The sequence below is a fragment of the Ochrobactrum sp. BTU1 genome (genome assembly GCA_018798825.1).
In the GTDB taxonomy this organism is placed as follows: domain Bacteria; phylum Pseudomonadota; class Alphaproteobacteria; order Rhizobiales; family Rhizobiaceae; genus Brucella.
Genome location: CP076357.1, coordinates 83928 through 105339, shown reverse-complemented (window position 1 = coordinate 105339; position 21412 = coordinate 83928). Strand labels below are relative to the sequence as shown.

Genomic DNA, 21412 nt, shown 5'->3' with positions numbered 1-21412 from the left:
AGCGTTGTCTCGCCGCCTAAATTTAAAATCAATTTCAGGTAACGCTAGAAAATCAATCCATACATGATCTGCACTCGGAACGGATTTCGAAGCACATTTACAAAGACGGCCATATTTGTGTGCGGCATAAACATCAAACGGCCTCAATAGCACTATATGCAGAGATATTAGCGCGATGCCGTCCTTAAAGTGTGATATTATTTGCAGATAGCCTGCATCAGTCGCCGTCGATTATTTCTGATATTACAAACTTTGAGGAGCGAGCCGTTCAAGGCTTGAATCTTTTATTGAATTCAGCTCACCGCATTTCTCGCCCCGTTCCTACACTAACCTGCCCGGCTATTACTGCGGCGGCGAACACAGCTTCCGAGAACCTGAAACGTCGATACGCACAGCATATTCTCCTTGCCTCCGAAAGCGTGCGTGCCGACGATGACATCGAAGCAAAGATTCAGTATCAACACGCGGAACAATTTTATCGAACTGCAGCCCTACTGAAGGCAGGTCACCAACAATGAGTAAAGAGACAATTTCCGAGACTGGGGAAAGCTCGGACGAAAAGGCCTGGCTGAAGGTTCTCTTGAAATATCGCACACCTCGGATAAGCCGCAGCATCTTCGAACTCGCAGTGACAGCTATCCCCTTCGTTGTATTCTGGATGTTGACTTGGCTTGCGGTGCATTTGGGTCTCTGGTGGGGCCTGGTCATGATTATTCCCGCCGCTGGTTTTCTGCTCCGCCTATTTATTATCCAGCACGATTGTGGCCATGGCTCCTTCTTCGCGCGCCGTCGCTTCGACGACTGGACCGGTCGCGTTCTCGGCGTTCTCACCCTCACACCATATGACTATTGGCGTATGGCGCACGCAACTCATCATGCCTCAACAGGAAATCTCGATCAGCGCGGTGTTGGCGACATCACCACTCTCACTGTGAGCGAATACCACGACCGCTCCTGGTGGGGACGGTTGGGTTATCGTCTTTATCGGCATCCGCTGGTCATGTTCGGCTTAGGGCCCGCGTGGCTTTTTCTGTTCCAGCAACGCCTGCCAATCGGCATGATGCGCGACGGCGCCCTCCCCTGGATATCAACAATGACTACCAACGTCGTTGTGGCGTTGGTTGCCTCACTGTTGATTTGGGCAATTGGACCGGTATCGTTTCTATTGGTCCATCTGCCTATCGTTCTGTTGGCCGGATCGATCGGCGTCTGGCTCTTCTACGTGCAACATCAGTTCGAGGAAACGCACTGGTCGAAAGCACCGGAATGGCAGTTTCCGAAAGCTGCCTTGCATGGTGCTTCTCATTACGATCTGCCGCTTGTCTTGCGCTGGATAACCGGAAACATTGGCGTCCACCATGTGCACCACCTCTCCAGCAGGGTTCCCTATTATCGCCTACAGGAGGTTCTGCGAGACCATCCGGAGTTAGGCGAAATCGGCAGGATCACCCTATGGCAAAGCCTGCAATGCGTGAAGCTAGTGCTGTGGGACGAGCGGAACCGAAAGCTGGTTTCGTTTCGTCAGGCCGCTGCGGTTGCCAACGCACTATAAGGCGCGTTCAGTGATTTGATGGAGTCGCTTAAGTCTGTACTGTTCAGTCAATCAGAGTCAGATCGCTGATTGAAAACAGAAGTGCATCAGAAGCGTCCATCAAATATTCTGAAACGAGCAACGGCCTTTAAGAGCGAAGCCATCTTGAAGCGAGGACTATTGCAAAGCCTATAAGCAGTTGAATTCGCCCGCCTCGATGGGGTGATTGGTTCAGCAACCGCATCCTCTGGAGCTCATCGGAGATATCCCACCCGCCGAAGACGAGAAACAATACATCGCCATGCTGGATGTGCCCACCATGACTGCATATTCTCCAATTGGGAAGGCGGGGCGGCCTGGAGGTTTCAATCGAATGACTACTTTTGACGCTGCCCACGTGACATTGCAGTATGAGACTGACCGCTTCCTGGATTGACAGAGGGTTGTGTGGTCGATCGGAATAATCGCACATAGCCGACGCGCACCAATTAAAAATATAAAATCTGTAGCAACCAGCTCTGCTAAGCTGAGGCGACCTTTGACCCTCTGAGCACAGCTTGGGGACTTGGGTTTAGTACTCTACTCGATCGTAAGCCAGTCTGCGCGCCTTGATGACATCCATATTGTTGCGCAACCATAAATTAAACCCTTCAAGGGCGTGGAAGGCTCCATGGCCGATATCCGTCAGTTCATATTCGACACGTGGCGGCACTTCAGGGAAATAGTGGCGTATAACGAAGCCGTCTCGCTCGAGATTGCGCAGAGTTCGTGTCAGCATGCGTTGGGTGATTTCGCCGACCTCTTTTCTCAATATTGAAAAGCGGAGCCGATGATCCTCAGCGATAGAAAGACGCAACAGAACCGGCACCGTCCATTTGTCACTCAGCAGACTGCAAACTCCATTTGACGGAATGGGCCTGAATTGCCTGTCTTTCTCTGGTCCGCGCGCTTTGCCAGCATCGATTTCTTCTTCCATAGGTATCATCCTTGTTACTAACGCTGGAAAATGTGCCGTCTTCCAGCTGAATATTATTCGTATATATGGATGGCTCTTGTTTAACGCGAGGGTTTCAAATGACCAATAGCAAGCATCCCATTCTCGTTTTCGGCGCCACTGGAAGACAAGGAGGATCTGTCGCCAAAGCCTTGTTGAAGGCAGGATGGTCCGTTCGCGCGCTCGTTCAGGATTCCAGCAAAGTTGCATCTGTGCAATTGCGAAATGCTGGAATCGAGCTTGTGCAGGGCTCATTTGAAGAAGCCAATGTAATCCGCTCGGCGATGAAAGGCGCCTATGGTGTCTTCAGCGTGTTGCCAGCAAACCTGGCCGCCGAGGACGAAATTCGTCATGGTATCTCGATTGCAGATATTGCTGCTGAAACGGGCATCAACCATTTTGTTTATTCATCGGGCGCTAGCGTGGGCAATGAACTGACAGGCGTTCCACGTTTCGATGCGAAATCCCGCATCGAAGCCCATGTTCGACAACTGGACATGACCATCACTATCATCCGACCAACGATTTTTATGGAGATGCTGGTGCGCCCCGGTTTCGGTCTGGATGAGGGCCGTTTGGTTTCCCTTATCCGGCCGCATCATTCCATTCAGTTAATCTCTGTGGAAGACATCGGCAGGTTCGTTGCTGCCATGTTTTCTAACAAGTCCCGTTTTGGCGGCGCAACCCTTAAGATCGCGAGCGACCGCCTGACTGGACACGAGCTTGAGGGTGCCCTCAGTGAAGCCGCCGGTCGCCCAATAACCTATGACCGGCTTCCTGAGGACGTTCTCGCTGCAAACGCTGACCTCGCACATATGGCAAAGAGCCTGGAAAGCGGGCCGCTTGCAGAGCTGATTGATCTCGAACTCATGCGCGAAATCAACCCCGAACTTGTGAAATTCGTGCCTTGGCTCGCTGGCAATGGCCGCCGTTCGCTAGATGTCGCCTTGCATGCGTCAGTATCCTGACGCTACGCCAAATCCAATAATCACAGCGGGACTGTAACGGGCACAGGCTTAGCAGGCGGCGTTCCACCTTAATTGCCGTCGTTCCTCACCGTTTCGGCGACATCGCTGCCGATCAGCCTCTTCCCTAGTCGCGCGCAAGGGCTTCGATCGGGTTAAGATTGGCGGCGTTGCGCGCCGGGAGAAAGCCGAACACCACACCGATAATGGTTGAACAGGCGAAAGCTATTACAATGGAACCTGCGGAGAAGATCATTTTAAAGTTGGGGCTCAACACGTTAAAGAGCGTGCCGATCCCGAAAGCGACTATCACGCCCATCAAGCCGCCCACGAGGCAGACCAAGATGGCCTCGATTAGGAACTGGGAGAGGATGTCGCTGCGGCGAGCTCCAACAGCCACACGAACACCGATCTCCTTGGTGCGCTCAGTCACTGACACCAACATGATGTTCATCACACCTATGCCGCCGACTATCAGTGAGATCACGGCGACTGACGAAATCAGCAGCGTCAGGGTTTGCGTGGTGGTCTCAATGGTTTCTCGAATGGTCGCCGAGTTGGTTAGGAAAAAGTCTTTCGCGCCGTGCCGACGCTCGATGAGGCGCGAAACCGCGGCCTCGACATTTCCTGGATCAACATCCTCACGAATGCGGATCGTTATGCCGTCGACGTTCGGACGACCTAGCATGCGGCCCATAACGGTCGTATAGGGCGCATAAACACTCAACGTATCTATTGCCGGGCCGAAAGAGTTTTCCTGTTTTGTCACGCCCACCACCCTCGCTGGCATTGTTCCCAGAAGAATGACCTGCCCCACTGGGTTCACCCGGTCGGGAAAGAGGTCTCGTGCGGCGTTTGCATCTATCACTACCTTCTGGCTGTAGGCGGTAACATCGCTGGAACCGAACAATTTTCCCTGCGCCAATTCAAGGCCCCTTACACGAAAGAAATCTGCTCCAACGCCAGTAACGGACGCATTGACTGCCACGGTTGCGCGCTTGACAGTTACGCTGGTCGAGACAGTTGGCGTCACGCTATCGACATAAGGCTGGTTCGCCAGAGCTTTGGCATCGGCCGGTACCAAGGTCCGTATCTTGCCCGCTTCAAGATCACCGAAGCCTTTCCCAACTCGCACTTCGATCGTATTGGTGCCGAGCGAACTGATACTGCTCAGGATTTGTTGTTGCGAGCCGGCCCCCAAGGCCGAGATAGCAGCCACTGAGGCGATACCTATGATAATGCCGAGCATGGTGAGAAGCGAACGCATCTTGTGTGCCCAGATAGCCGCACCGGCCATGCGAAAGGCTTCGCTCATCCGGTCAATTGCGCCGCGCCAACCAGCGTCGGCTGCATGTTCGCGGATGGGACGGGCCGCCGCAGTTGACTTGGATATATTACGCTCGTCGGAAACGATGACACCGTCGCTGATCTCTACAACTCGATCCGCGTGTTCTGCAATCTTCTTGTCGTGGGTTACAAGGATTATGGTGTGTCCCTCGGCGTGAAGCTCCCGCAGGATTGTCATCACTTCGGCACCACTATGCGTATCCAATGCTCCTGTCGGCTCGTCCGCCAGAATTATCTCGCCGCCGTTCATCAGAGCACGGGCGATCGACACCCTCTGCTGCTGGCCGCCAGATAGCTTGCCGGGAATGTTGCCCGTCCGCTCGGCGAGGCCCAGTCGGCTTAACAATGAAATGGCTCGCTTATGCCGGTCGGACCGGCTGCGTCCGGCATAGATGGCCGGCACCTCGACGTTACTGGCCGCGCTTAGGGCTCCAAGCAAATGATAGCGCTGGAAGATAAAACCAAACCGCTCACGGCGTAGCGCAGCCAGTTCGTCAACGCCCATCTTTGACGTCTCGCGTCCTTCTATCCAGTAGCTGCCGGTCGTCGGACGGTCGAGGCAGCCAAGAATGTTCATCAGGGTTGATTTTCCAGAGCCCGAGGCACCGATGATTGCCATCATCTCACCGGCTTCGATGTCGAGATCGACGTCTTTTAACACCTGCACCATCTCGTCGCCTGCAGGAAAAGCGCGGGATACCCCCCGTAAGCGGATCAGTGGCTCTGTCATGGAACGGCCCTACCGCGTCGCCGCGGCCAGCTGAGCCTGGCCATCTATACGCGCGTCTGTGGATGCCCCAAGGACGATAATCTCATCTGCCTGAAGACCACTTAGAATCTGAATCTCCGCGCCGTTGTCGATGCCGACCTGCACCTCCCGGATCTCAACCTCACCCGTCGCGTCGAGCACCCGGAGGCGCGCAATATCGCCCGCCCGAGGTGCGCCTTCTACCGCACTCAGCGGGACCAACAGGGCCCCGCTAACGCGGCTGAGAACGATAGAGACTTGCGCCGTCATGGAAGGTCGCAAAACCCCATCGGCGTTTCCCACGTCGATCAAACCGGTGTAATAGACCGCGCCATTGGTTGAACTAGTCCCACTTGCGGCAATACTGCTCTCGTTGGCGATAGTTACTGGGGCCGGTTCCACCTGGCGCAATTCACCATCGAAACGGCGTCTCGGATCGCCAAGAATGCTGAACCAAACCGGTAGCCCCTGCCTTACACGCACAACATCAGCCTCGGAAATATCTGCGCGCACAGTCATCGTGTCTAATCTCGCAATCATGACGATGGTCGGGGCGGTCTGCAAGGCATTGACGGTCTGACCTTCTTCGGTGACGATTGCTACCACGGTGCCAGCGATTGGGGCGGTAATGCGGGTATAACCAAGCTCAATACCCGCAGACTCCAGTGCGACCTGCGCCTGGGCGACCTGAGCCTTGAGCGCACGGACCTCCGCCCGCATACTATCTCGCGCAGCGATTGCTGCGTCATACTGGGCGCGCGGCGTCGAATTTCCTGCCAGCAGTTCACGCTGGCGCTCTAAATCCTTTTCGGCCTTCACCAGACCAGCCATACGCGCGACGTGGACGGCACGGATATTGGCCAAAGCGGCCTCCCGGTCCCGCAAGGCATTGCGCCGGGTTTGGGGATCGATCTCAGCCACCAACTGGCCAGCCTCGACAATGTCACCGATCTTGACCGCCAGATGTTCAACGCGACCCGAAGCCTGGGCACCGACACGCACCAGCTCGAGCGGTTCGAGAACCCCGGTCGCCAATACGACCTCCTCAATGTCGCCCATTCGAACTTGCGCTGTAACCAGTTCAGGCTTCGCCGGTGTACGCAAAAACAGCTGCCAGACGACCAGCAGACCAAAAAAGACCGCCGCCGCTAAAATGCAACGCCTGCGGGTGGTGTGTCGTGTCATTAATTATTGGTCCATGCCATTGAAAACTACTGGCTTTCTCCGTCATGAAAATTACCCCAAAATTACGGAGAGCAATCCTCACAGCTCACAGTTGGTGAGCAGCCTGGCAATACCCGTCAATCGTCAATGTTTGAAGCACACTGAAAAGCTGACCGATCAACAATGTCTGTTTGCAACGTGGATGGCACTCCGCAGAGTGCTCTCGAGACATCAAGGGCGATCCCAGTTTTTCAGCCTGTATCGTCGAATGAACCATCTAGAGAACAGTCGGCATCACCGGCTCACGTCTACGGCTGGCGGAAAATGCGCGTCTCGCGCCAGCGAACCGCGAAGGTGCTGCCTTTGCCTAGCGCGGAGGAAAGCTCAACATATCCTCCATGGCGGGTCACAATCTCGTTGACCATACTGAGCCCAAGGCCCGCACCTGAGCCGTGCGGGCTGATCCGGTAGAACGGTTCGAATATGCGCGATTGCTTATCGTCGGCAATTCCGCAACCCTGATCTGCTACAGTGACACTGCCGTCAGCCGCAATTCCTACCGATATTTGCCCCCTGCCACCTCCGTACTGGACTGCATTGCGCACCAAGTTGACGAATGCACGCTCCAAAGCTTCTGCATCACCACGAACGAACACGTCTTCCGCTTCGCTGTCGAACGAAATCTCATAGCCTTCGGCGATCGCCAGCGGAGCAAGGTCTGCGACCACGTTTGATACAGCTCTATTAAGATCGACAGGTGCACTCTGCTGCGGCTTTTGCCGGTATTTCTCAGTATCCAGAAGCTGGTTTGCGATCACTGTAAGTCGTTTGGTGGCCGTCTGAAGATGCGTTTTGTCTGCGCCAGGTGAAAGGGTATCGATTCTCACTTGTAAGATAGCAATCGGCGTTCGGAGTTCATGGGCGGCATTAACAAAGAAGCGTTCCGTCGCTTCGAACCCACTATCGAGACGACGCAATGCCTTGTTAATGCCACGCACCAGGCGAAGCACCTCATTTGGCAAGCCATTCTCTTCCACCAGAGCACCACGTGCGTCGAGATCAATTCTGTCGAGACGCCCAGTCAGATCGCCGAACGAACGCAGCGCCCAACGCGTCACAACCGGAACGCCAATAAGGGAAATGGCGACAAGGATTAGCGCCGGCACGCCGATGGCAAGGTTCCCCAGTAGCACGGTCACACCGTATTGAGACATAGAAATACCACCCGCAAAAATCGTTGCCTTGCCGGCCTGAGTGTCGAAACGCTCCATTCGGGCAACACTCATCGGATCATCGAGATAGCCATGGAGCTCCATGCTTCTGAACGTCCGCAAGAATGGTATGTTATCTGTGATTTTCTCGGGAGGCGCGCCGTGTAGAAGAACAGTATCTTTGCCCAAATCTACCACGAACCACAACTCAGGCGCGTCATTCATCATTTCTGTCAGCTTGGCTGTTGGTTCTATGCGCGGCTTACTATCCGACCCAAGACTAATCGAATCTGCTATTTCCTGAGACAGCCAGACGGATGTAATTGCCACATCAGGTTTGATGCCCGAAAGGAGATAAAACACCAGGCCCAGCGAGGCGATGACCGCGCATAACTGCAGGACAATAAACCCAAGAGTGAACCGCCAGCGAAGCGATGTTGTGGTCATTCTATTTCTGCTCATGAAGAAAATAGCCTATGCCACGAATGTTCTTGATGACGATGTCGGCCTCCGCTTCGCCAAGCTTTCGGCGCAGGCGAGACATGTTGGACTCCAGCGAGTTTGATTGAATTTCATCGTCAAAGGAATAGACGTGTCCCTCAAGAGACGAGCGTAACACGGTACGACCGCGGTTTCTCAGAAGCGTCTCCATAATGAGCAACTCTCGACGGGTCAGCGCAACACGAACGCCGTTGACATGAACATCGCATGAAACACGATCATAGGTAACATTTCCGGCAGCTAGAACAGACGGCCCCGTTGTCGGGGACCGCCGCAGCACAGCGCTCATTCTGGCAATCAGCTCGGGAATTTCGAACGGCTTCGGCAAATAGTCATCAGCACCGTCATTGAGCCCGGAAATTCGCTCGTCGGTCGACTTTAGAGCGGAAATTATGATCGATCGCGTATTTGAACCCGCACGACGCAAATCAGCGAGGAACGTACTGCCATCACCATCCGGCAGTTGCCGATCGATGAGGACTATATCATAATCCGCCATGGCGATTGCTTCCCGTGCCATTGCCAGATTTCCGACAGCGTCAATAATGATACCATGCTGCGAGAGGGCTACCCTCAAGGCATCAGTCATATCCGGATCGTCTTCAATAAGTAGAAGTTTCATAATGGCCTAACCAGTCAAGTCCCGGAATATCATCTCAATAGTCTTTACAGCAAAACGACGGCTCTGGTTCAGATAAACTCGACAGTCGTGGGTCCTGACCATCAGGTTATAGCACATCATCAAACTGCTGTTGAACTAGAATGCGAGGGTTCGAAAAGCATCCGGTGTCCATCCCGCCATTGACATGCGCCACCCAGGCCGCAATCTTTATCGGCAGCGACCGTAATAGTCCCGGTATCTGCATCTGTAGTCGCGGCGATCCTGCCGTTCCCAGCGGTCGCGGCGGTTCTTCTCGTTTCGTTCGCTGATGTTGCCTACCACGGCCCCTCCCACTCCACCTGCCGCAGCGCCCACTGCAGCGCCCTCCCATGTGCCGCTTGCAAGCCCACCAATGATAGCGCCGCCCGCCGCACCAATGCCCGCACCCTTTTCCGTCTGGCTGCACGCCGTCAGCGTCAAGCAGACGAGTGCACCTGAAATGATCTTATTCATGGCTGTCCTTTTGTTCCATCACCACAGCGGTCGTCCATTAGCCGTTGGGGCGCACCAATGCAGGGACGTATGGCCATCGAAAATTACGGGAAAGTTACGCGGCAATGTCGACCCTGAGGCCGCCGATGCAGCTCGTCGCCGTTAAGGCGTTGAGCTGCGGGTAAGTGATCGGCTCAAAAGCGAGCCGTTAGTACAGCAGAGAATGATATTTGCGGTCAATGCCAGGCATCTGTCGTCCTGCTCGTTATAAGGTTCTGCCAATGACTTATAACAACATCTCGCACAAACTTAGTTATAAGGTTTTGACAGAGACTTATAACAGCGTTGCGAAATGGTTTTCTCGACCCTTACCAGAGCCAGACCACTCAAAAGGAAAGCGTCAGAAATGAAAGATATCGACATTAGTTATCGAACAATGTTCGCTGAGTTAAATCAGCGGGCAATGGATGCGCAATTTGCAGCAGTCTTTCCCCCTGGAGGGATGGTTCGTGAAGGTTACAGTCAAAAATCGTGATTACTGCTATTTCGACATTCCCCCCCCCCAAGGCAAGGATAAACGAAGTTACGTCGGCCCTGCGAGTGACAAAGCGATCAGTGGGCGGGTAGATGCCCATAAAGAGATCAAAGACAACATCAGGAAACGAAGGCGCATGGTTAGGGTCAGGACTCATTGATCAGAGCCAGAAGATGACGGTAGCGGCGAGGGCGACGGCGGAGAAGAAGGCCTTCGCGCACCGATCGTAGCGCGTGGCGACGCGCCGCCAGTCCTTCAGGCGGCCGAACATGATCTCGATGCGATTGCGGCGTTTGTAGCGCCGCTTGTCGTATTTTACGGTCTCGTTCCGTATTTTCCGTCCCGGGATGCAGGGCGTGATACCCTTTTCCTGCAAGGCGTCGCGGAACCAGTCGGCATCATAGCCTCGGTCGGCCAGCATCCATTGCGCTTTGGGCAGACTGTCGAGCAAAGCGGCCGCACCAGTGTAATCGCTGACCTGGCCAGCGGTCATGAAGAAGCTGATGGGACGGCCATTCGCATCGGTCACAGCATGCAGCTTGGTGTTCATGCCGCCTTTCGTGCGCCCGATCAGGCGTCCCGGCCCCCCTTTTTTACCCGCAGGCTCGACGCCGTGCGGTGCGCTTTGAGATAGGTCGCGTCGATCATGATCGTCTTGCGTTCGGGAGCCTGAGGTGTCGCCAGGCCTTCCATCATGCGGATGAAGATGCCTTTGTCGCTCCACCGCTTCCAGCGATTGTAGAGCGTCTTTGCCGGGCCATATTCTCTCGGCGCATCCCGCCACCTCAGCCCATTACGATTGACGAAGATGATGCCGCTCAAAACCCGCCGGTCATCGACGCGCTCCCGGCCATGGCTCTTCGGAAAATACGGCTGAAGACGCGCCATCTGCTCGTCCGTCAGCCAATACAAATCACTCATCATTCAGGCTCCTCGCTGTGAGCCTCAATCACAGCGGCCTGCTCAAATCAATGGGTCCTGACCCTAGGGAAAAAAGTGACGAAGGCGTGCCATTTGTCCTTCACTCAGCCAGTAAAGATTACTCATCGATCAGTCTGCTCAAGCGAAACTGAATCAGTTCATAACTCTAAAATCAATGGGTCCTGAGCCTAGTCAAGAATAGGTGACAATGTCGCTGATTGTTACGGAATTTAAATAGATGATTTCAAGCCTAGATCAGGCTTACGCTTTGATCGGGCCCATGATATTTCCCATCATGATTGTTGAAAGCGCGTCGGGGGACTTATTCCGCTGATCCGTCAGCAATCCCATCTTTTTAACTTTACCTCGATTGCCTGTTTTGACACCGCAAAATACATCGACAATTCGGTCAATAACCTTTCGTATACGAGATAATTGCAGGGCTGACTGTCCACAAACACATAGCCATGTCCACGGTCCCTGATATCCAATCGCTTGCGCGCAACATCAAGAGCAAGGCGGAATATGCCAGTAGGGAGAATAAGATAAGATGCGAAGGCGTTAGCCTGAAACTCGAGCCGTTCGTAATCAAAAAAGTGGCACCGTTACCTTAACGTGAGCGCCAACGTAACTCATGTCTAGTTGATGGAAAATACCGAAGATCAACGAGATTGCGTTTGTTCCCCGTGAAAATGGAAGTATCCACCTCGTCCACATGACGCCACATGGACCCAGACTTTTTTTACAAAAAGTCAACGCGAATTTCATCGCACCTTTTGCTCTTGGGCAATCTGAGGAATGTGTCCACCAGAACAGCTGAACGCAGGTCGTCGAAGAATATCAAAAACAGCGTGCGAGGCCTGTGGGACTCGACAGGGGACATAGATACGAGCCCGCTTCGAAAAATTGCTTTGTTGCAACCTGCCTTGAGGCAAACGTATTAATTCGCTGCTTGCGCTTGAACATGACGTCAACGGCATCCTCGGTCGGCAATGGATAAAGAAGGCTAAAAAAGTCCGAACGCTGCCGCGCTCTTAAACATTGGCGTATACTCCGGTTGCCCCGTGGACCCCGGCTGTGCGTCCGCCTTTTGTTGGTGGACACACTACGCCAAGCTTGTCGAACTATGCGCGAAGTTGTACGCCAGCTCTATACGTCTTGCCACCAATCTTCAAGGTTCTCCTCAGTCCACTGATGCAGATTGAGCTGAACGACGTATATCCTTGCAAGCAAAAGGCCTGATGTTTGCCAGCGGCTCAGTTGTCATGCATTTCCGAAGAAACCAGCACCGAGAGAGCCAAAGCTTTGGCCCCTGTTTTAATAGAACGTTCGGGATCCGGCGCAAACTGTGGCGAATGGTTGGAAGGAACAGGGCTATTTCCTTCCTTTGCTTTCGCAATTGCTTCAGGCGTCGACCCGCCTATCCAGTAAAAGATCGATGGAACGCCTGCCTCGATAAATTCAGGATAAGTTTCCACTCCTAAAGTTGGCTGGACTGCCGAAGGTACGTAAGTGACCTTGTCTGCAAAAGCCTCATTTAAGGCGGGTTTGACGTTCTCGATCAATTCTGAAGAGTTGATACCCGCCACTGCACCACCTCCGATGCGCTGCAGTTCTGGTGGAGGCGCGCCCGCGGACTCTGCAGTGGTCTGTGCCACGCGGCGCATTGCATCAAGCAAAAGCGCACGTGTATCAGGCGAAGTTGAGCGCATGGTCAGTTTCAGTGTTGCGTTATCAGGAATGATATTTCCTGCAGTTCCCGCTTGAAAACTTCCTACAGTAATAACGCCGGGCTCACGCGGATCCTTCTCGCGACTGACGACAGATTGTATGTCATTGACAAAATGGGCACCCATAACGATTGGGTCGAGTGAAAGGTGTGGAGCACTGCCGTGAGCACCGCGCCCTTTGAACGTAAGGTCAAATGTATCTGAGTTGCCACTGAAGGCGCCGTCCTTCACCGTGATTTTTCCGGCCGGATCGGCATTTACATGCATTGCGAAACCGAAATCCGGCTTGGGAAATTTCTCAAACAAACCAGCTTTGAGCATCGCTGTTGCACCGCCGCCAATTTCTTCGGCAGGCTCACCAATCATCACCAGGGTACCCTGCCATTTGTCCTTCAAATCTACCAGCATTTGTGCGGCTCCAAGCCATGCCGCCATGTGAATGTCATGGCCACAGCTATGAGCAACGAAAACTTTGGCACTTTCGTCTTTATTGCCGGGCCACTGAGTAGCCGGAACCTGCACACGGCTTGCATAATCGAGGCCGGTCTTTTCTTCCATTGGCAGCCCATCGAGTTCTGTGCGCAACATGATCGTGGGACCGTCGCCATTCTTGAAAATGCCAACAAGACTAGATTCAACGCCGAAACCGGTGGTTACATCAAATCCAATTTTTCTGAGTTCAACGGCCAACAAATTCGACGTGCGGATCTCATGAAACCCCAGTTCGGGGTTCGCATGGATATCCTTGTAGATCTTTTCGAGAGCCGGGTATTTCTGATCAATCAGATCATCCAACTTTGGCGCATTAGCAAAACTATAGCTTGCAGAAAACTGCAAGCCGACAAACAGAGCTACTATTTTGAGGGCTGATCTCGTTTTCATTGGTTCCCCTTTATATCTATTTGAGCAAACGATTTTGCTTTGACGTGGCCATGATGCGCGCACGTGAAGATAAGACATCCGCATAAGCGGACGAAGAAGGGTGGCGATTTTCCTGCGGTATATAGCACAGCTCTTGCTTGAGGCTGACTACACATCACCATCAGAGTACCCGTTGAAGTGCTCTTCAACGGGTTTCACCGGAACAATAAAATTTGGAGCCACCTAATGCTTGAGAATTTGTCCCAGAAACAGCTTCGTTCTCTCATGCTGGGGATTTCCAAAGAACTCGTTTGGACTTGCTTCTTCAACGATCTGCCCAGAGTTCATAAAGATAACACGGTCGGCAACGGCACGGGCAAACCCCATTTCGTGGGTCACACAAACCATGGTCATGCCGTCCTTGGCAAGGCCTGTCATGGTCTCAAGTACCTCGGAAACCATCTCAGGATCAAGCGCCGAGGTAGGTTCATCGAACAACATGACTGCGGGCTGCATGCAAAGTGAACGCGCGATGGCAACACGCTGTTGCTGCCCACCAGACAATTGAATCGGAAACTTATTTGCCTGCTCAGGGATGCGCACGCGTTCGAGGAACTTCATGGCAAGCTCCCTTGCTTGTGCCTCTTTTACACCATTGATCCACATCGGGCCAACCATGCAATTCCTCAGAACGGTCATATGTGGAAAGAGATTGAAGTGCTGGAACACCATGCCGACGTTCTTTCGAACGTCGGCGACATTGGGCATCTTGTTATGAAGAGTTATACCATTGACGATGATCTCACCTTCCTGGTGCGCTTCCAGTCGATTGAAACAACGGATCAGTGTCGATTTTCCAGACCCCGAGGGTCCGCAGATGACGATACGCTCGCCCTTGTGAACCTTCAGATTAATGTCTGTGAGAACCCGAAAACTCCCATACCATTTGGAAACGTTACGGGCATCGATAATTGTTTCAGTGCTCATCGGACTTTACTCCTGGCATAGTGACGTTCAATGCGAGACTGGATGAACTCAAGACAGATGGACAAAACCCAGTACAACATTGCGGCGGTGATCAGCATTTCCATATGTTGAAATGTCTTTTGCCCGAGAGTTCTGGCCAGAAACATCAACTCCCAGACGCCGATGACCGACACGAGCGAACTGTCTTTCAGCATCGAGATAAACTGGTTACCTGTGGGTGGAATGATCACTGGGAGCGCTTGTGGCAGGATCACCTTGCGCATGGTGAGACCGAACCCAAATCCGATTGAGCGCGATGCTTCCCATTGGCCGCGATCAATGCTTTGAATTCCTGACCGGAAAATCTCAGTCATATACGCGCCGTAACAAAGCGATAGCGCCAGAATGCCCGCAGGCACTGCATCAATAATGATGCCCAACTGCGGAAGTCCGAGATAGATCAGATAGACTTGCATAAGAAGCGGCAAGCCCCGGAAAAACGAGGTGTAGAAACTCGCAATCGCGTATGCAAAGCCGTTATTGGAAAGCTTCGCCACCGCCCCCAGAATGGCGATAGCAGAAGCAATAACGATAGAAACCGCCGAAATATAGATGGTGGTTACAAGACCCTGCGTGATGAGAAATGGTAGTTTCTCTTCCATGAAAGGAAGACTGAGATTGAAAGTTCGGAAGAACAGCAAAAACAGGATCAGTAATTCCAGCCAGACCACGCCAATCTGGACGTTTCGCGGAGCGAAGCCGATAAGCACCACGTTGAGAATAAACATTGCAGCGATAACGAATGCGATCGCAAAACGACCGTAAAGTCCGCTTTCTGCTGGCTCACCGATGACTGGCCGCATCAGTTCACCCATCGTCGTCCCGCTCAGATTGAACATTAGCATGAGAGCGAAAACCGTAATGAACATAACCGCTACAAACCACGGTTTGTGAACGAGCACCTGAGACTCGACGGTATCCGGATAGAGCATGGGGGATCCTCTGCACAACGGAGGCAGCCCAATCTGATGGGCCACCTTTATCATATGGTTTTACTTGGCTGTGGTGTAGTCAACGCCGTACCATTTAACCGAGAGCTTGCTCAAAGTGCCGTCTTTGCGCATTTCATCGATGATTGCTGCAAGCTTGTCATTGAACTCCTTGTCGCCATGTTCGATGGCGAGAACCAGTGGTTCATAAAAAACCGGTTCTCCAAGTTGCTTGATCGGGTACCCTGCCTTCTGCGCATCGACAATGCTCGGCATGGATGAAACCACCGCATCTAGTCGCACGCCGTCACCCAGACGCAAATCATCAAACGCTGTGGAGGAATTGGTGTAGGAACGTACTTCCTTGGGCTCAAACTCATATTTGAACGGCGGTGCGCCAGCAGCATCAAGCGTCAGGTCATGCTTGGCATAGGCCTCAAATGTCGAGGTGGCTGTTGCTCCTACAACCTTGGCGTCAAGATCGGAAAGCTTTGTCGCCCTGCTGTCCTTGTGAACTGCAACAGCAGCGGGCGTGTAATAATACACGGCGGGAAAATCGAAAATCTTGGCGCGTGCCTGCGTCGGCGTCATCGAGCCGGCATGCATGTCCCAGCGCCCCTGCCAATTACCGGCTGTGATGATATCCCAGCCTGGGGTCACGAACTCGACCTTAACGCCGAGTTGCGAAGCTATATTCTTCGCAACATCGATATCGAAGCCATCCATCTCGTTCTTGTCATTCATGAACGATTGAGGCGCCCAGTTTGCATCGGTGGCAACCTTCATCACCTTCGCAGACATTATTCGATCAAGCACCACACCAGCCTGCGCCGGGAGCGCTGCGAGTGGTAACGAAAGCGCTGTGGCAAGCGCAGCTATTTTTTTAAACTGTTTCATGTTTGTTCCCTTTTCATTGTTGACCCGGCATATTTTACTTGCCGTTACGTTTTATCCTGACTTTAGACACGCCAGCCGTCTTCCATCACAACGGAGGACTGCTTCGGCCCCAGTTCCTATAGAATACGGAATTCAAATTTCGCCTTTCTGCTGCATTTCATCGCGAACTGAACGGGCGATTCTGAAGGCCTCAACGCCAGTGGGGATCCCGCAATAAACCGCGATCTGAAGCAGTGCTGCGCGTAGTTCGCTATCACTCAATCCATTGCGCTTCGCACCACGGAAATGGATGCCGAATTCATGCATGCGATTGAGTGCTGCAAGCATACCAAGGTTCAGAAGGCTGCGCTGTTTGAGATCAAGCGCCTCATCCGTCCATACGCCGCCCCAGCAATATTCGTTGAGCACATCCTGAAACGGGCTGGAAAATTCATCCGCACCGTTCATCGCGCGATCAACATAGTCGTCACCCAAAACACTGCGTCGTACGGCTTGACCCCTCGCTTTCAACGTCTCATCCATTGGCTTTTTCCTCTGGCCCGATAAATGTTTCAAGCAAATCGGCGACCAGCTCGGGTGCTTCAATCAGGATGGAATGTCGCAAACCGGGCAATATTTGCAGTTCCGATCCTGGAATGCGCTCATGCATATAGCGAGCCATGCGCGGGTTGGAGCCGATGTCATCTTCACCGGTTGCAATCAATGTGGGGCAGCGGATCTGATCGAGAAAGCCGCCAAAATCCGTCTCTGCCAACACACGATATGCGGAAGCATAGCAAGCCGGGTCGTTCTCAGTATCGCGTGCGCGCAAGCGGGCAATGACCTGAGGATTTCTCTCCTGAAAATCCTCGGTCAACCAACGCGACAGGGATGCGTTGTGATGATCCGCGGGTGTTCCCGCGCGCAATGCAGCCAGCCGTTCGAGAACACGCTTTCGCTCTTCCGGCGTCCGCCCTGCGACAGTGGACAACAGGGTAAGTTTGCGTAACCGTTCGAGATGAGTGAGTGCCAGGCGCTGAGCGATCAGGCCGCCCAAAGAAAAGCCCACCAGATTGAATGTTGAAAAGCCAACCTTGTCTGCAAGCGCCAGCGTCTCGGTGACAAAATCGTCGATTTCATAACGCCCGTAGACCTTACTGGATTTTCCGTGTCCCCGGAGATCGAAAGTAAGGATGGCAAATCGGCTTTTGAGCCGATCCACCACACCGTTCCATGCTTCCAGATAGGAGCCGACGCCGTGGATGCAGATCAGCGGTTCGCCATGGCCATCGATGCGGTAATTGAGTGTCACGTCTCCGACGGTATGACGAAGTGTTCTAACCATGCTCAAGCATCCACACGCTTTTGTTGACGCTGCTGCTCTTTTTCACGCTCAGCGAAAAACGGCATGATCTCCTTGGTGAACAATTCCAGAGTGCGCTTTTGCAACTCAAAAGGCAGATTGAAAGTCAGACCAAGACAATATTGGTCCACGCCCGCAGCTTCATAGTCGAGGAGCTTCTCGATCGCTTCATCAGGTGTGCCGAACATCAGGTTTTTGCGGATATTTTCGGGATTGTAGTTATCCTTGCCTTTGACTGTCTCGTAAGGAACGGCCTCCGGGAAACCATCGCGCACAGTGCCGATATTCTGCATCAGATTTTCAAAAGCGCGGCCATAATCCATGCTGTGCTTGACTGCCAGTTCCCAACCATCTGGCTTGTCATAGATGCATGTACGACGCTGCATCATGAAACGTGGACGCGGCACTTCCGGATGATCACTGACGGCCTTGCGAAACTTCTCACCAAGAACGTGAATTTCAGCCGCTGGAGCGGACAATGGCGTCGAAAGAATGCTTGCGCCATTGGCAACAGCCCAATCAAAGGTGCCGGGATCACGCGCCGCAACCCAGATCGGCGGATGTGGTTGCTGTAGCGGTTTTGGAACGGCAGCAGTAACCGGAAAATTCCAGTAATGTCCGTCATGGGCATAATCGCCAGCCCAGAGCTTCTTCACAGCTGGAACGATTTCTTTCATGTAGGCAACGCCCTCTTGCTGGGGCATGCCACCTGCCATACGATCAAACTCATACTGGTACGAACCGCGCGCGATGCCGAACTCCAGACGCCCGTTTGTGAGATGATCGCAAAGAGCGGATTCACCTGCCAGCCGGATGGGATTCCAGTATGGTGCAACAAGAGTCGAAGTGCCCAACCGGATACGATCCGTGTGCTGCGCGAGCCAGACAAGCGTTTGAAACGGGTTCGGCGAAATGGTGCATTCAAGCGTATGATGTTCAGCGGTCCACAGCGTTTCAAATCCGCCGTCATCCGCAATACGTGCAAGTTGCAGAAGATTGCTCTTCACCGTTTCCATCGGGATGCTGGGTGAAAAACGCTCCATTGTGAGAGACACTGCAAATTTCATGATCAGCTGCCTTTCGAGGCTAGATTTTGGAAGTTATTTCAGGCGGATGACGAATGGGTCCTGCATAGCGCCGGAATAGTCGATGATGACGTTCTTCAAACGCGAGAACTCTTGCATGACTTCAAAGCCACCGCGTCTGCCATAACCGCTTTCTTTAAAGCCGCCATTGGCCGACATGAATGACGCTGAGCGATAAGTGTTGATCCAGACGGTGCCTGCCTCGATCCGATTGGCAAAACGCAGCGCCCTGTCGATATCCTTCGTCCAGATACCGGAAGCGAGGCCGTAATGCGTGTCATTGGCGAGTGAGATCATCTCCGCCTCGTCGCGGAAAGGCATGACTCCAACGACTGGGCCGAAGATTTCGTCGCGCATGAATGACATGTCATTTTGCGCATCGACCATAACCGTGGGCTCGAAATACCAGCCCCCGCTGGAAAGTTCCTCTGTTTGCGGACGATGGCCACCGGCAGCAATCTTCGCGCCTTCCCTCAAACCGGAGGCAACATACCCCTCAACTTTCGAGAGCTGGTCGGCGAGTGCGAGTGGGCCAATATCCGTGTCATCCACGGTTGGAAGACCGACGCGAATCCGGTTCGTTCTCGCAACAAGTGCCTCGATAAACTTGTCGTAGACACTGGCTTCAACGAAGCAACGGGAGCCGGCAACGCAGGTCTGACCGGCTGCTGCAAAGACACCTGAGACAACACCGTTGACGGCGTGTTCGATATCCACATCTCCGAACACGACATGGGGTGATTTGCCGCCAAGCTCCATCGAGCACGGCACAAGGTTCTGAGCAGCATTGCCTGCAATGCGCCGACCGGTTGCCGTGCTGCCGGTGAAGACAAATTTGGCGACACCCGGATTTCGGGTCAGAGCTTCACCCGCAATAGCACCGGTGCCGGTCACTACATTGACGACACCTGCAGGAAAACCAGCTTCATGAATAAGCTCGGCCAGCGCCAGTGTTGAAGCTGTCGCGTGTTCGGACGGCTTGATGACAACGGTATTGCCGATTGCCAGACAAGGGGCCAGCGTCCCGGTTAACAGCATCAGTGGCGAATTCCATGGCGTGATCATACCAACGACGCCAAGCGGCTCGCGTAGATTGAGGTTCAACGTGTCCAGCCGGTTGATCGGGATCGTATCGCCATGCAACTTGTCGGCCATACCGGCAAAATAGTGATAGCTGTCAGGCATGGAGCGCATTTGCGCCCTGGTTTCCTTGAGCAGCTTACCGTTATCGCACGTTTCAATTTCTGCAAGCGCATCTGCATTGGCTCGGACAAGTTCCGCCAGACGGCGCACCAGCCCTCCACGGTCCGTCTGCGTCATGCGACGCCATTCCGGGTTTTGAAAGGCATCCGTTGCGGCTTTCACAGCCGCATTGACGTCATCGGCATCTGCTTCTGCAAACTCATACCATGGCTCACCTGTGGTCGGATCGTAGCTAGCGATATATTTGCCGTTGACCGGATCCACAAATCGCCCACCGATGAAGAGTTTTTGTTGCGAGCCTTCCAGTGTCGTGACAGTCGTTTTCATTGCGATATCCTATTCGTGTGAGTTCTTCATCCAGGCGCGGGCCTCGCCATCGATCATCGCGATGCGTCCGCCATCATCGGAATCCATATAAATGCCGAAGCGCTGTTCCTGACGCTCACGCACGTAACGGCGGAGCATCGAGCGCAATTCATGCGTGGCAATCTGGTCGTAAGGGATTTCATTAATAGGGAAGAATTGCAGGTCATTGGGCAGCTTCGCGCAGCTATCGTCGGCAAGGCGCGCACGATAGACCAAATAGCCGGGGTCGCTGTCAGCAACGTCAAAAACGGAATAAAGGAACGTATTTTCGGGCAGGAGGCGCAGGGCTTCGCCGCCTTCAACGACAAGCTGGCTATCCGCCTTTCGACGATGTGCGCTCGGCAATACCCAGCCACCCTTTCCATTCGACCGCAGAAGCAAGCCCGGTTCCGCTTCAATGAGATAGCCGATAATCATACCGAGCGATGCGAGCCAGCCGTTCGGCAACGGGTCTTTCACGCTAGCATAGCGTCCGCGACAAAAACCAAGTGGTGCCAACGGACTGGTGCCAAAAGCCCGTACCTGACCGATCAGAATTGCGTGGTCGCCAGCATCGACTGCGTTGACCGCTGTGCAATCAAACCATGTCAGGCTGTCGGTCAGAACCGGCGCACCGGTGTGAACGCGATCATGATTGACGGATTGAAATTTGTCAGGGGATTTGGATGCGAAGACATTCGAGACATCAACCTGCCCCTCATGCAGAATATTGACCGCAAAACACCCTGCATCGGTAAAAGCGCCATAGCTCGACGCGGATTTCGCGACACAGACAAGCAGCAAGGGCGGATCAAGCGAAACGGATGTGAACGAATTTGCAGTCATTCCGCGTGGCGAGCCATCGGCGCTGCGCGTGGTTATGACAGTGACGCCGGTCACGAAAGTGCCAAAGGCGCGACGCAGTGCAATCGGATCAATCGGTGCGTCGTTTAAGGTCGCCATTTCAACCATGCGTCAGCCTTC

General features: G+C 53.4%; 18 protein-coding genes and 2 pseudogenes. 3 read left to right on the top strand and 17 right to left on the bottom strand.

Features of this window, described 5'->3' with window-relative positions; genetic code table 11:
• Nucleotides 1-514 precede the first annotated feature (514 nt).
• On the top strand, nt 515-1552 hold the full coding sequence (locus KMS41_24110) for a fatty acid desaturase (GenBank protein ID QWK81583.1): 1038 nt from the start codon (nt 515-517) through the stop codon (nt 1550-1552).
• A gap of 550 nt (nt 1553-2102) precedes the next feature.
• Here the strand turns inward: KMS41_24110 and KMS41_24105 are convergent.
• On the bottom strand, nt 2103-2444 hold the full coding sequence (locus KMS41_24105; GenBank protein QWK81838.1) for a helix-turn-helix transcriptional regulator: 342 nt from the start codon (nt 2442-2444) through the stop codon (nt 2103-2105).
• 161 nt (nt 2445-2605) lie between these two features.
• On the opposite strand from KMS41_24105, the gene KMS41_24100 reads away from it, so the two are divergent.
• A complete protein-coding gene (locus tag KMS41_24100) occupies nt 2606-3493 on the top strand; it encodes an NmrA/HSCARG family protein (protein ID QWK81582.1) in 888 nt (295 codons plus the stop codon).
• 124 nt (nt 3494-3617) lie between these two features.
• Here KMS41_24100 and KMS41_24095 read toward each other — a convergent pair whose 3' ends face one another.
• The 5 genes from KMS41_24095 to KMS41_24075 all read right to left on the bottom strand — a co-directional run bounded on the left by KMS41_24095 (nt 3618) and on the right by KMS41_24075 (nt 9575).
• Nucleotides 3618-5567, bottom strand: a complete 1950-nt coding sequence (locus KMS41_24095) for a MacB family efflux pump subunit (GenBank protein QWK81581.1) — start codon at nt 5565-5567, stop codon at nt 3618-3620.
• Nucleotides 5568-5576: 9 nt separating this feature from the next.
• Entirely contained in the window at nt 5577-6770 is a 1194-nt protein-coding gene (locus KMS41_24090) for an efflux RND transporter periplasmic adaptor subunit (GenBank protein ID QWK81580.1), read from the bottom strand.
• Between the two features lie 287 nt (nt 6771-7057).
• Nucleotides 7058-8407: a HAMP domain-containing histidine kinase gene (locus tag KMS41_24085; GenBank protein ID QWK81579.1), complete on the bottom strand. Its 1350-nt coding sequence runs from the start codon at nt 8405-8407 to the stop codon at nt 7058-7060.
• Between the two features lies 1 nt (nt 8408).
• Nucleotides 8409-9083 (bottom strand): response regulator transcription factor, encoded by a 675-nt coding sequence (locus KMS41_24080; protein QWK81578.1) that lies wholly within the window; start codon nt 9081-9083, stop codon nt 8409-8411.
• A gap of 207 nt (nt 9084-9290) precedes the next feature.
• Nucleotides 9291-9575: a hypothetical protein gene (locus KMS41_24075; GenBank protein ID QWK81577.1), complete on the bottom strand. Its 285-nt coding sequence runs from the start codon at nt 9573-9575 to the stop codon at nt 9291-9293.
• Nucleotides 9576-9960: 385 nt separating this feature from the next.
• Between KMS41_24075 and KMS41_24070 the strand changes: the two are divergent.
• Nucleotides 9961-10231 (top strand): annotated as a pseudogene (locus tag KMS41_24070) (hypothetical protein).
• Between the two features lie 18 nt (nt 10232-10249).
• Here the strand turns inward: KMS41_24070 and KMS41_24065 are convergent.
• The 11 genes and pseudogenes from KMS41_24065 to KMS41_24015 form a co-directional block, all read right to left on the bottom strand.
• A protein-coding gene (locus tag KMS41_24065) for an IS5 family transposase (GenBank protein ID QWK81837.1) occupies nt 10250-11010 on the bottom strand; the annotation gives its coding sequence in 2 pieces (ribosomal slippage) (nt 10250-10671 and nt 10671-11010; 762 coding nt in all).
• Between the two features lie 338 nt (nt 11011-11348).
• Nucleotides 11349-11603, bottom strand: a pseudogene (locus KMS41_24060) (ImmA/IrrE family metallo-endopeptidase).
• Between the two features lie 663 nt (nt 11604-12266).
• Nucleotides 12267-13622, bottom strand: a complete 1356-nt coding sequence (locus tag KMS41_24055) for an amidohydrolase (GenBank protein QWK81576.1) — start codon at nt 13620-13622, stop codon at nt 12267-12269.
• A gap of 222 nt (nt 13623-13844) precedes the next feature.
• Nucleotides 13845-14588 carry an amino acid ABC transporter ATP-binding protein gene (locus tag KMS41_24050; GenBank protein ID QWK81575.1) on the bottom strand — a complete coding sequence of 248 codons (744 nt, stop codon included), beginning with the start codon at nt 14586-14588 and terminating at the stop codon, nt 13845-13847.
• Nucleotides 14585-15559, bottom strand: a complete 975-nt coding sequence (locus tag KMS41_24045; GenBank protein QWK81574.1) for an amino acid ABC transporter permease — start codon at nt 15557-15559, stop codon at nt 14585-14587. The genes KMS41_24050 and KMS41_24045 overlap by 4 nt, the downstream gene beginning before the upstream one ends.
• 60 nt (nt 15560-15619) lie before the next feature.
• Entirely contained in the window at nt 15620-16453 is an 834-nt protein-coding gene (locus KMS41_24040; GenBank protein QWK81573.1) for a transporter substrate-binding domain-containing protein, read from the bottom strand.
• Nucleotides 16454-16585: 132 nt separating this feature from the next.
• Nucleotides 16586-16975 (bottom strand): carboxymuconolactone decarboxylase family protein, encoded by a 390-nt coding sequence (locus KMS41_24035; GenBank protein QWK81572.1) that lies wholly within the window; start codon nt 16973-16975, stop codon nt 16586-16588.
• Nucleotides 16968-17777, bottom strand: coding sequence for an alpha/beta hydrolase (locus tag KMS41_24030; GenBank protein QWK81571.1), 810 nt, complete (start codon nt 17775-17777; stop codon nt 16968-16970). The genes KMS41_24035 and KMS41_24030 overlap by 8 nt, the downstream gene beginning before the upstream one ends.
• 2 nt (nt 17778-17779) lie before the next feature.
• Nucleotides 17780-18862, bottom strand: coding sequence for an LLM class flavin-dependent oxidoreductase (locus KMS41_24025; GenBank protein QWK81570.1), 1083 nt, complete (start codon nt 18860-18862; stop codon nt 17780-17782).
• Nucleotides 18863-18895: 33 nt separating this feature from the next.
• A complete protein-coding gene (locus tag KMS41_24020; GenBank protein ID QWK81569.1) occupies nt 18896-20410 on the bottom strand; it encodes an aldehyde dehydrogenase in 1515 nt (504 codons plus the stop codon).
• 9 nt (nt 20411-20419) lie between these two features.
• A complete protein-coding gene (locus tag KMS41_24015; protein QWK81568.1) occupies nt 20420-21400 on the bottom strand; it encodes a flavin reductase in 981 nt (326 codons plus the stop codon).
• Between the last annotated feature and the right edge of the window lie 12 nt (nt 21401-21412).

Bases quoted from the DNA above. Each gene is read 5' to 3' on its own strand.
- KMS41_24095 (QWK81581.1), bottom strand. From the start codon at position 5,567: ATGACAGAGCCACTGATCCGCTTACGGGGGGTATCCCGCGCTTTTCCT.
- KMS41_24085 (QWK81579.1), bottom strand. From the start codon at position 8,407: ATGACCACAACATCGCTTCGCTGGCGGTTCACTCTTGGGTTTATTGTC.
- KMS41_24030 (QWK81571.1), bottom strand. From the start codon at position 17,777: ATGGTTAGAACACTTCGTCATACCGTCGGAGACGTGACACTCAATTAC.
- KMS41_24015 (QWK81568.1), bottom strand. From the start codon at position 21,400: ATGGTTGAAATGGCGACCTTAAACGACGCACCGATTGATCCGATTGCA.
- KMS41_24040 (QWK81573.1), bottom strand. From the start codon at position 16,453: ATGAAACAGTTTAAAAAAATAGCTGCGCTTGCCACAGCGCTTTCGTTA.
- KMS41_24100 (QWK81582.1), top strand. From the start codon at position 2,606: ATGACCAATAGCAAGCATCCCATTCTCGTTTTCGGCGCCACTGGAAGA.
- KMS41_24055 (QWK81576.1), bottom strand. From the start codon at position 13,622: ATGAAAACGAGATCAGCCCTCAAAATAGTAGCTCTGTTTGTCGGCTTG.
- KMS41_24110 (QWK81583.1), top strand. From the start codon at position 515: ATGAGTAAAGAGACAATTTCCGAGACTGGGGAAAGCTCGGACGAAAAG.
- KMS41_24045 (QWK81574.1), bottom strand. From the start codon at position 15,559: ATGCTCTATCCGGATACCGTCGAGTCTCAGGTGCTCGTTCACAAACCG.
- KMS41_24075 (QWK81577.1), bottom strand. From the start codon at position 9,575: ATGAATAAGATCATTTCAGGTGCACTCGTCTGCTTGACGCTGACGGCG.
- KMS41_24050 (QWK81575.1), bottom strand. From the start codon at position 14,588: ATGAGCACTGAAACAATTATCGATGCCCGTAACGTTTCCAAATGGTAT.
- KMS41_24020 (QWK81569.1), bottom strand. From the start codon at position 20,410: ATGAAAACGACTGTCACGACACTGGAAGGCTCGCAACAAAAACTCTTC.
- KMS41_24025 (QWK81570.1), bottom strand. From the start codon at position 18,862: ATGAAATTTGCAGTGTCTCTCACAATGGAGCGTTTTTCACCCAGCATC.
- KMS41_24035 (QWK81572.1), bottom strand. From the start codon at position 16,975: ATGGATGAGACGTTGAAAGCGAGGGGTCAAGCCGTACGACGCAGTGTT.
- KMS41_24080 (QWK81578.1), bottom strand. From the start codon at position 9,083: ATGAAACTTCTACTTATTGAAGACGATCCGGATATGACTGATGCCTTG.
- KMS41_24090 (QWK81580.1), bottom strand. From the start codon at position 6,770: ATGACACGACACACCACCCGCAGGCGTTGCATTTTAGCGGCGGCGGTC.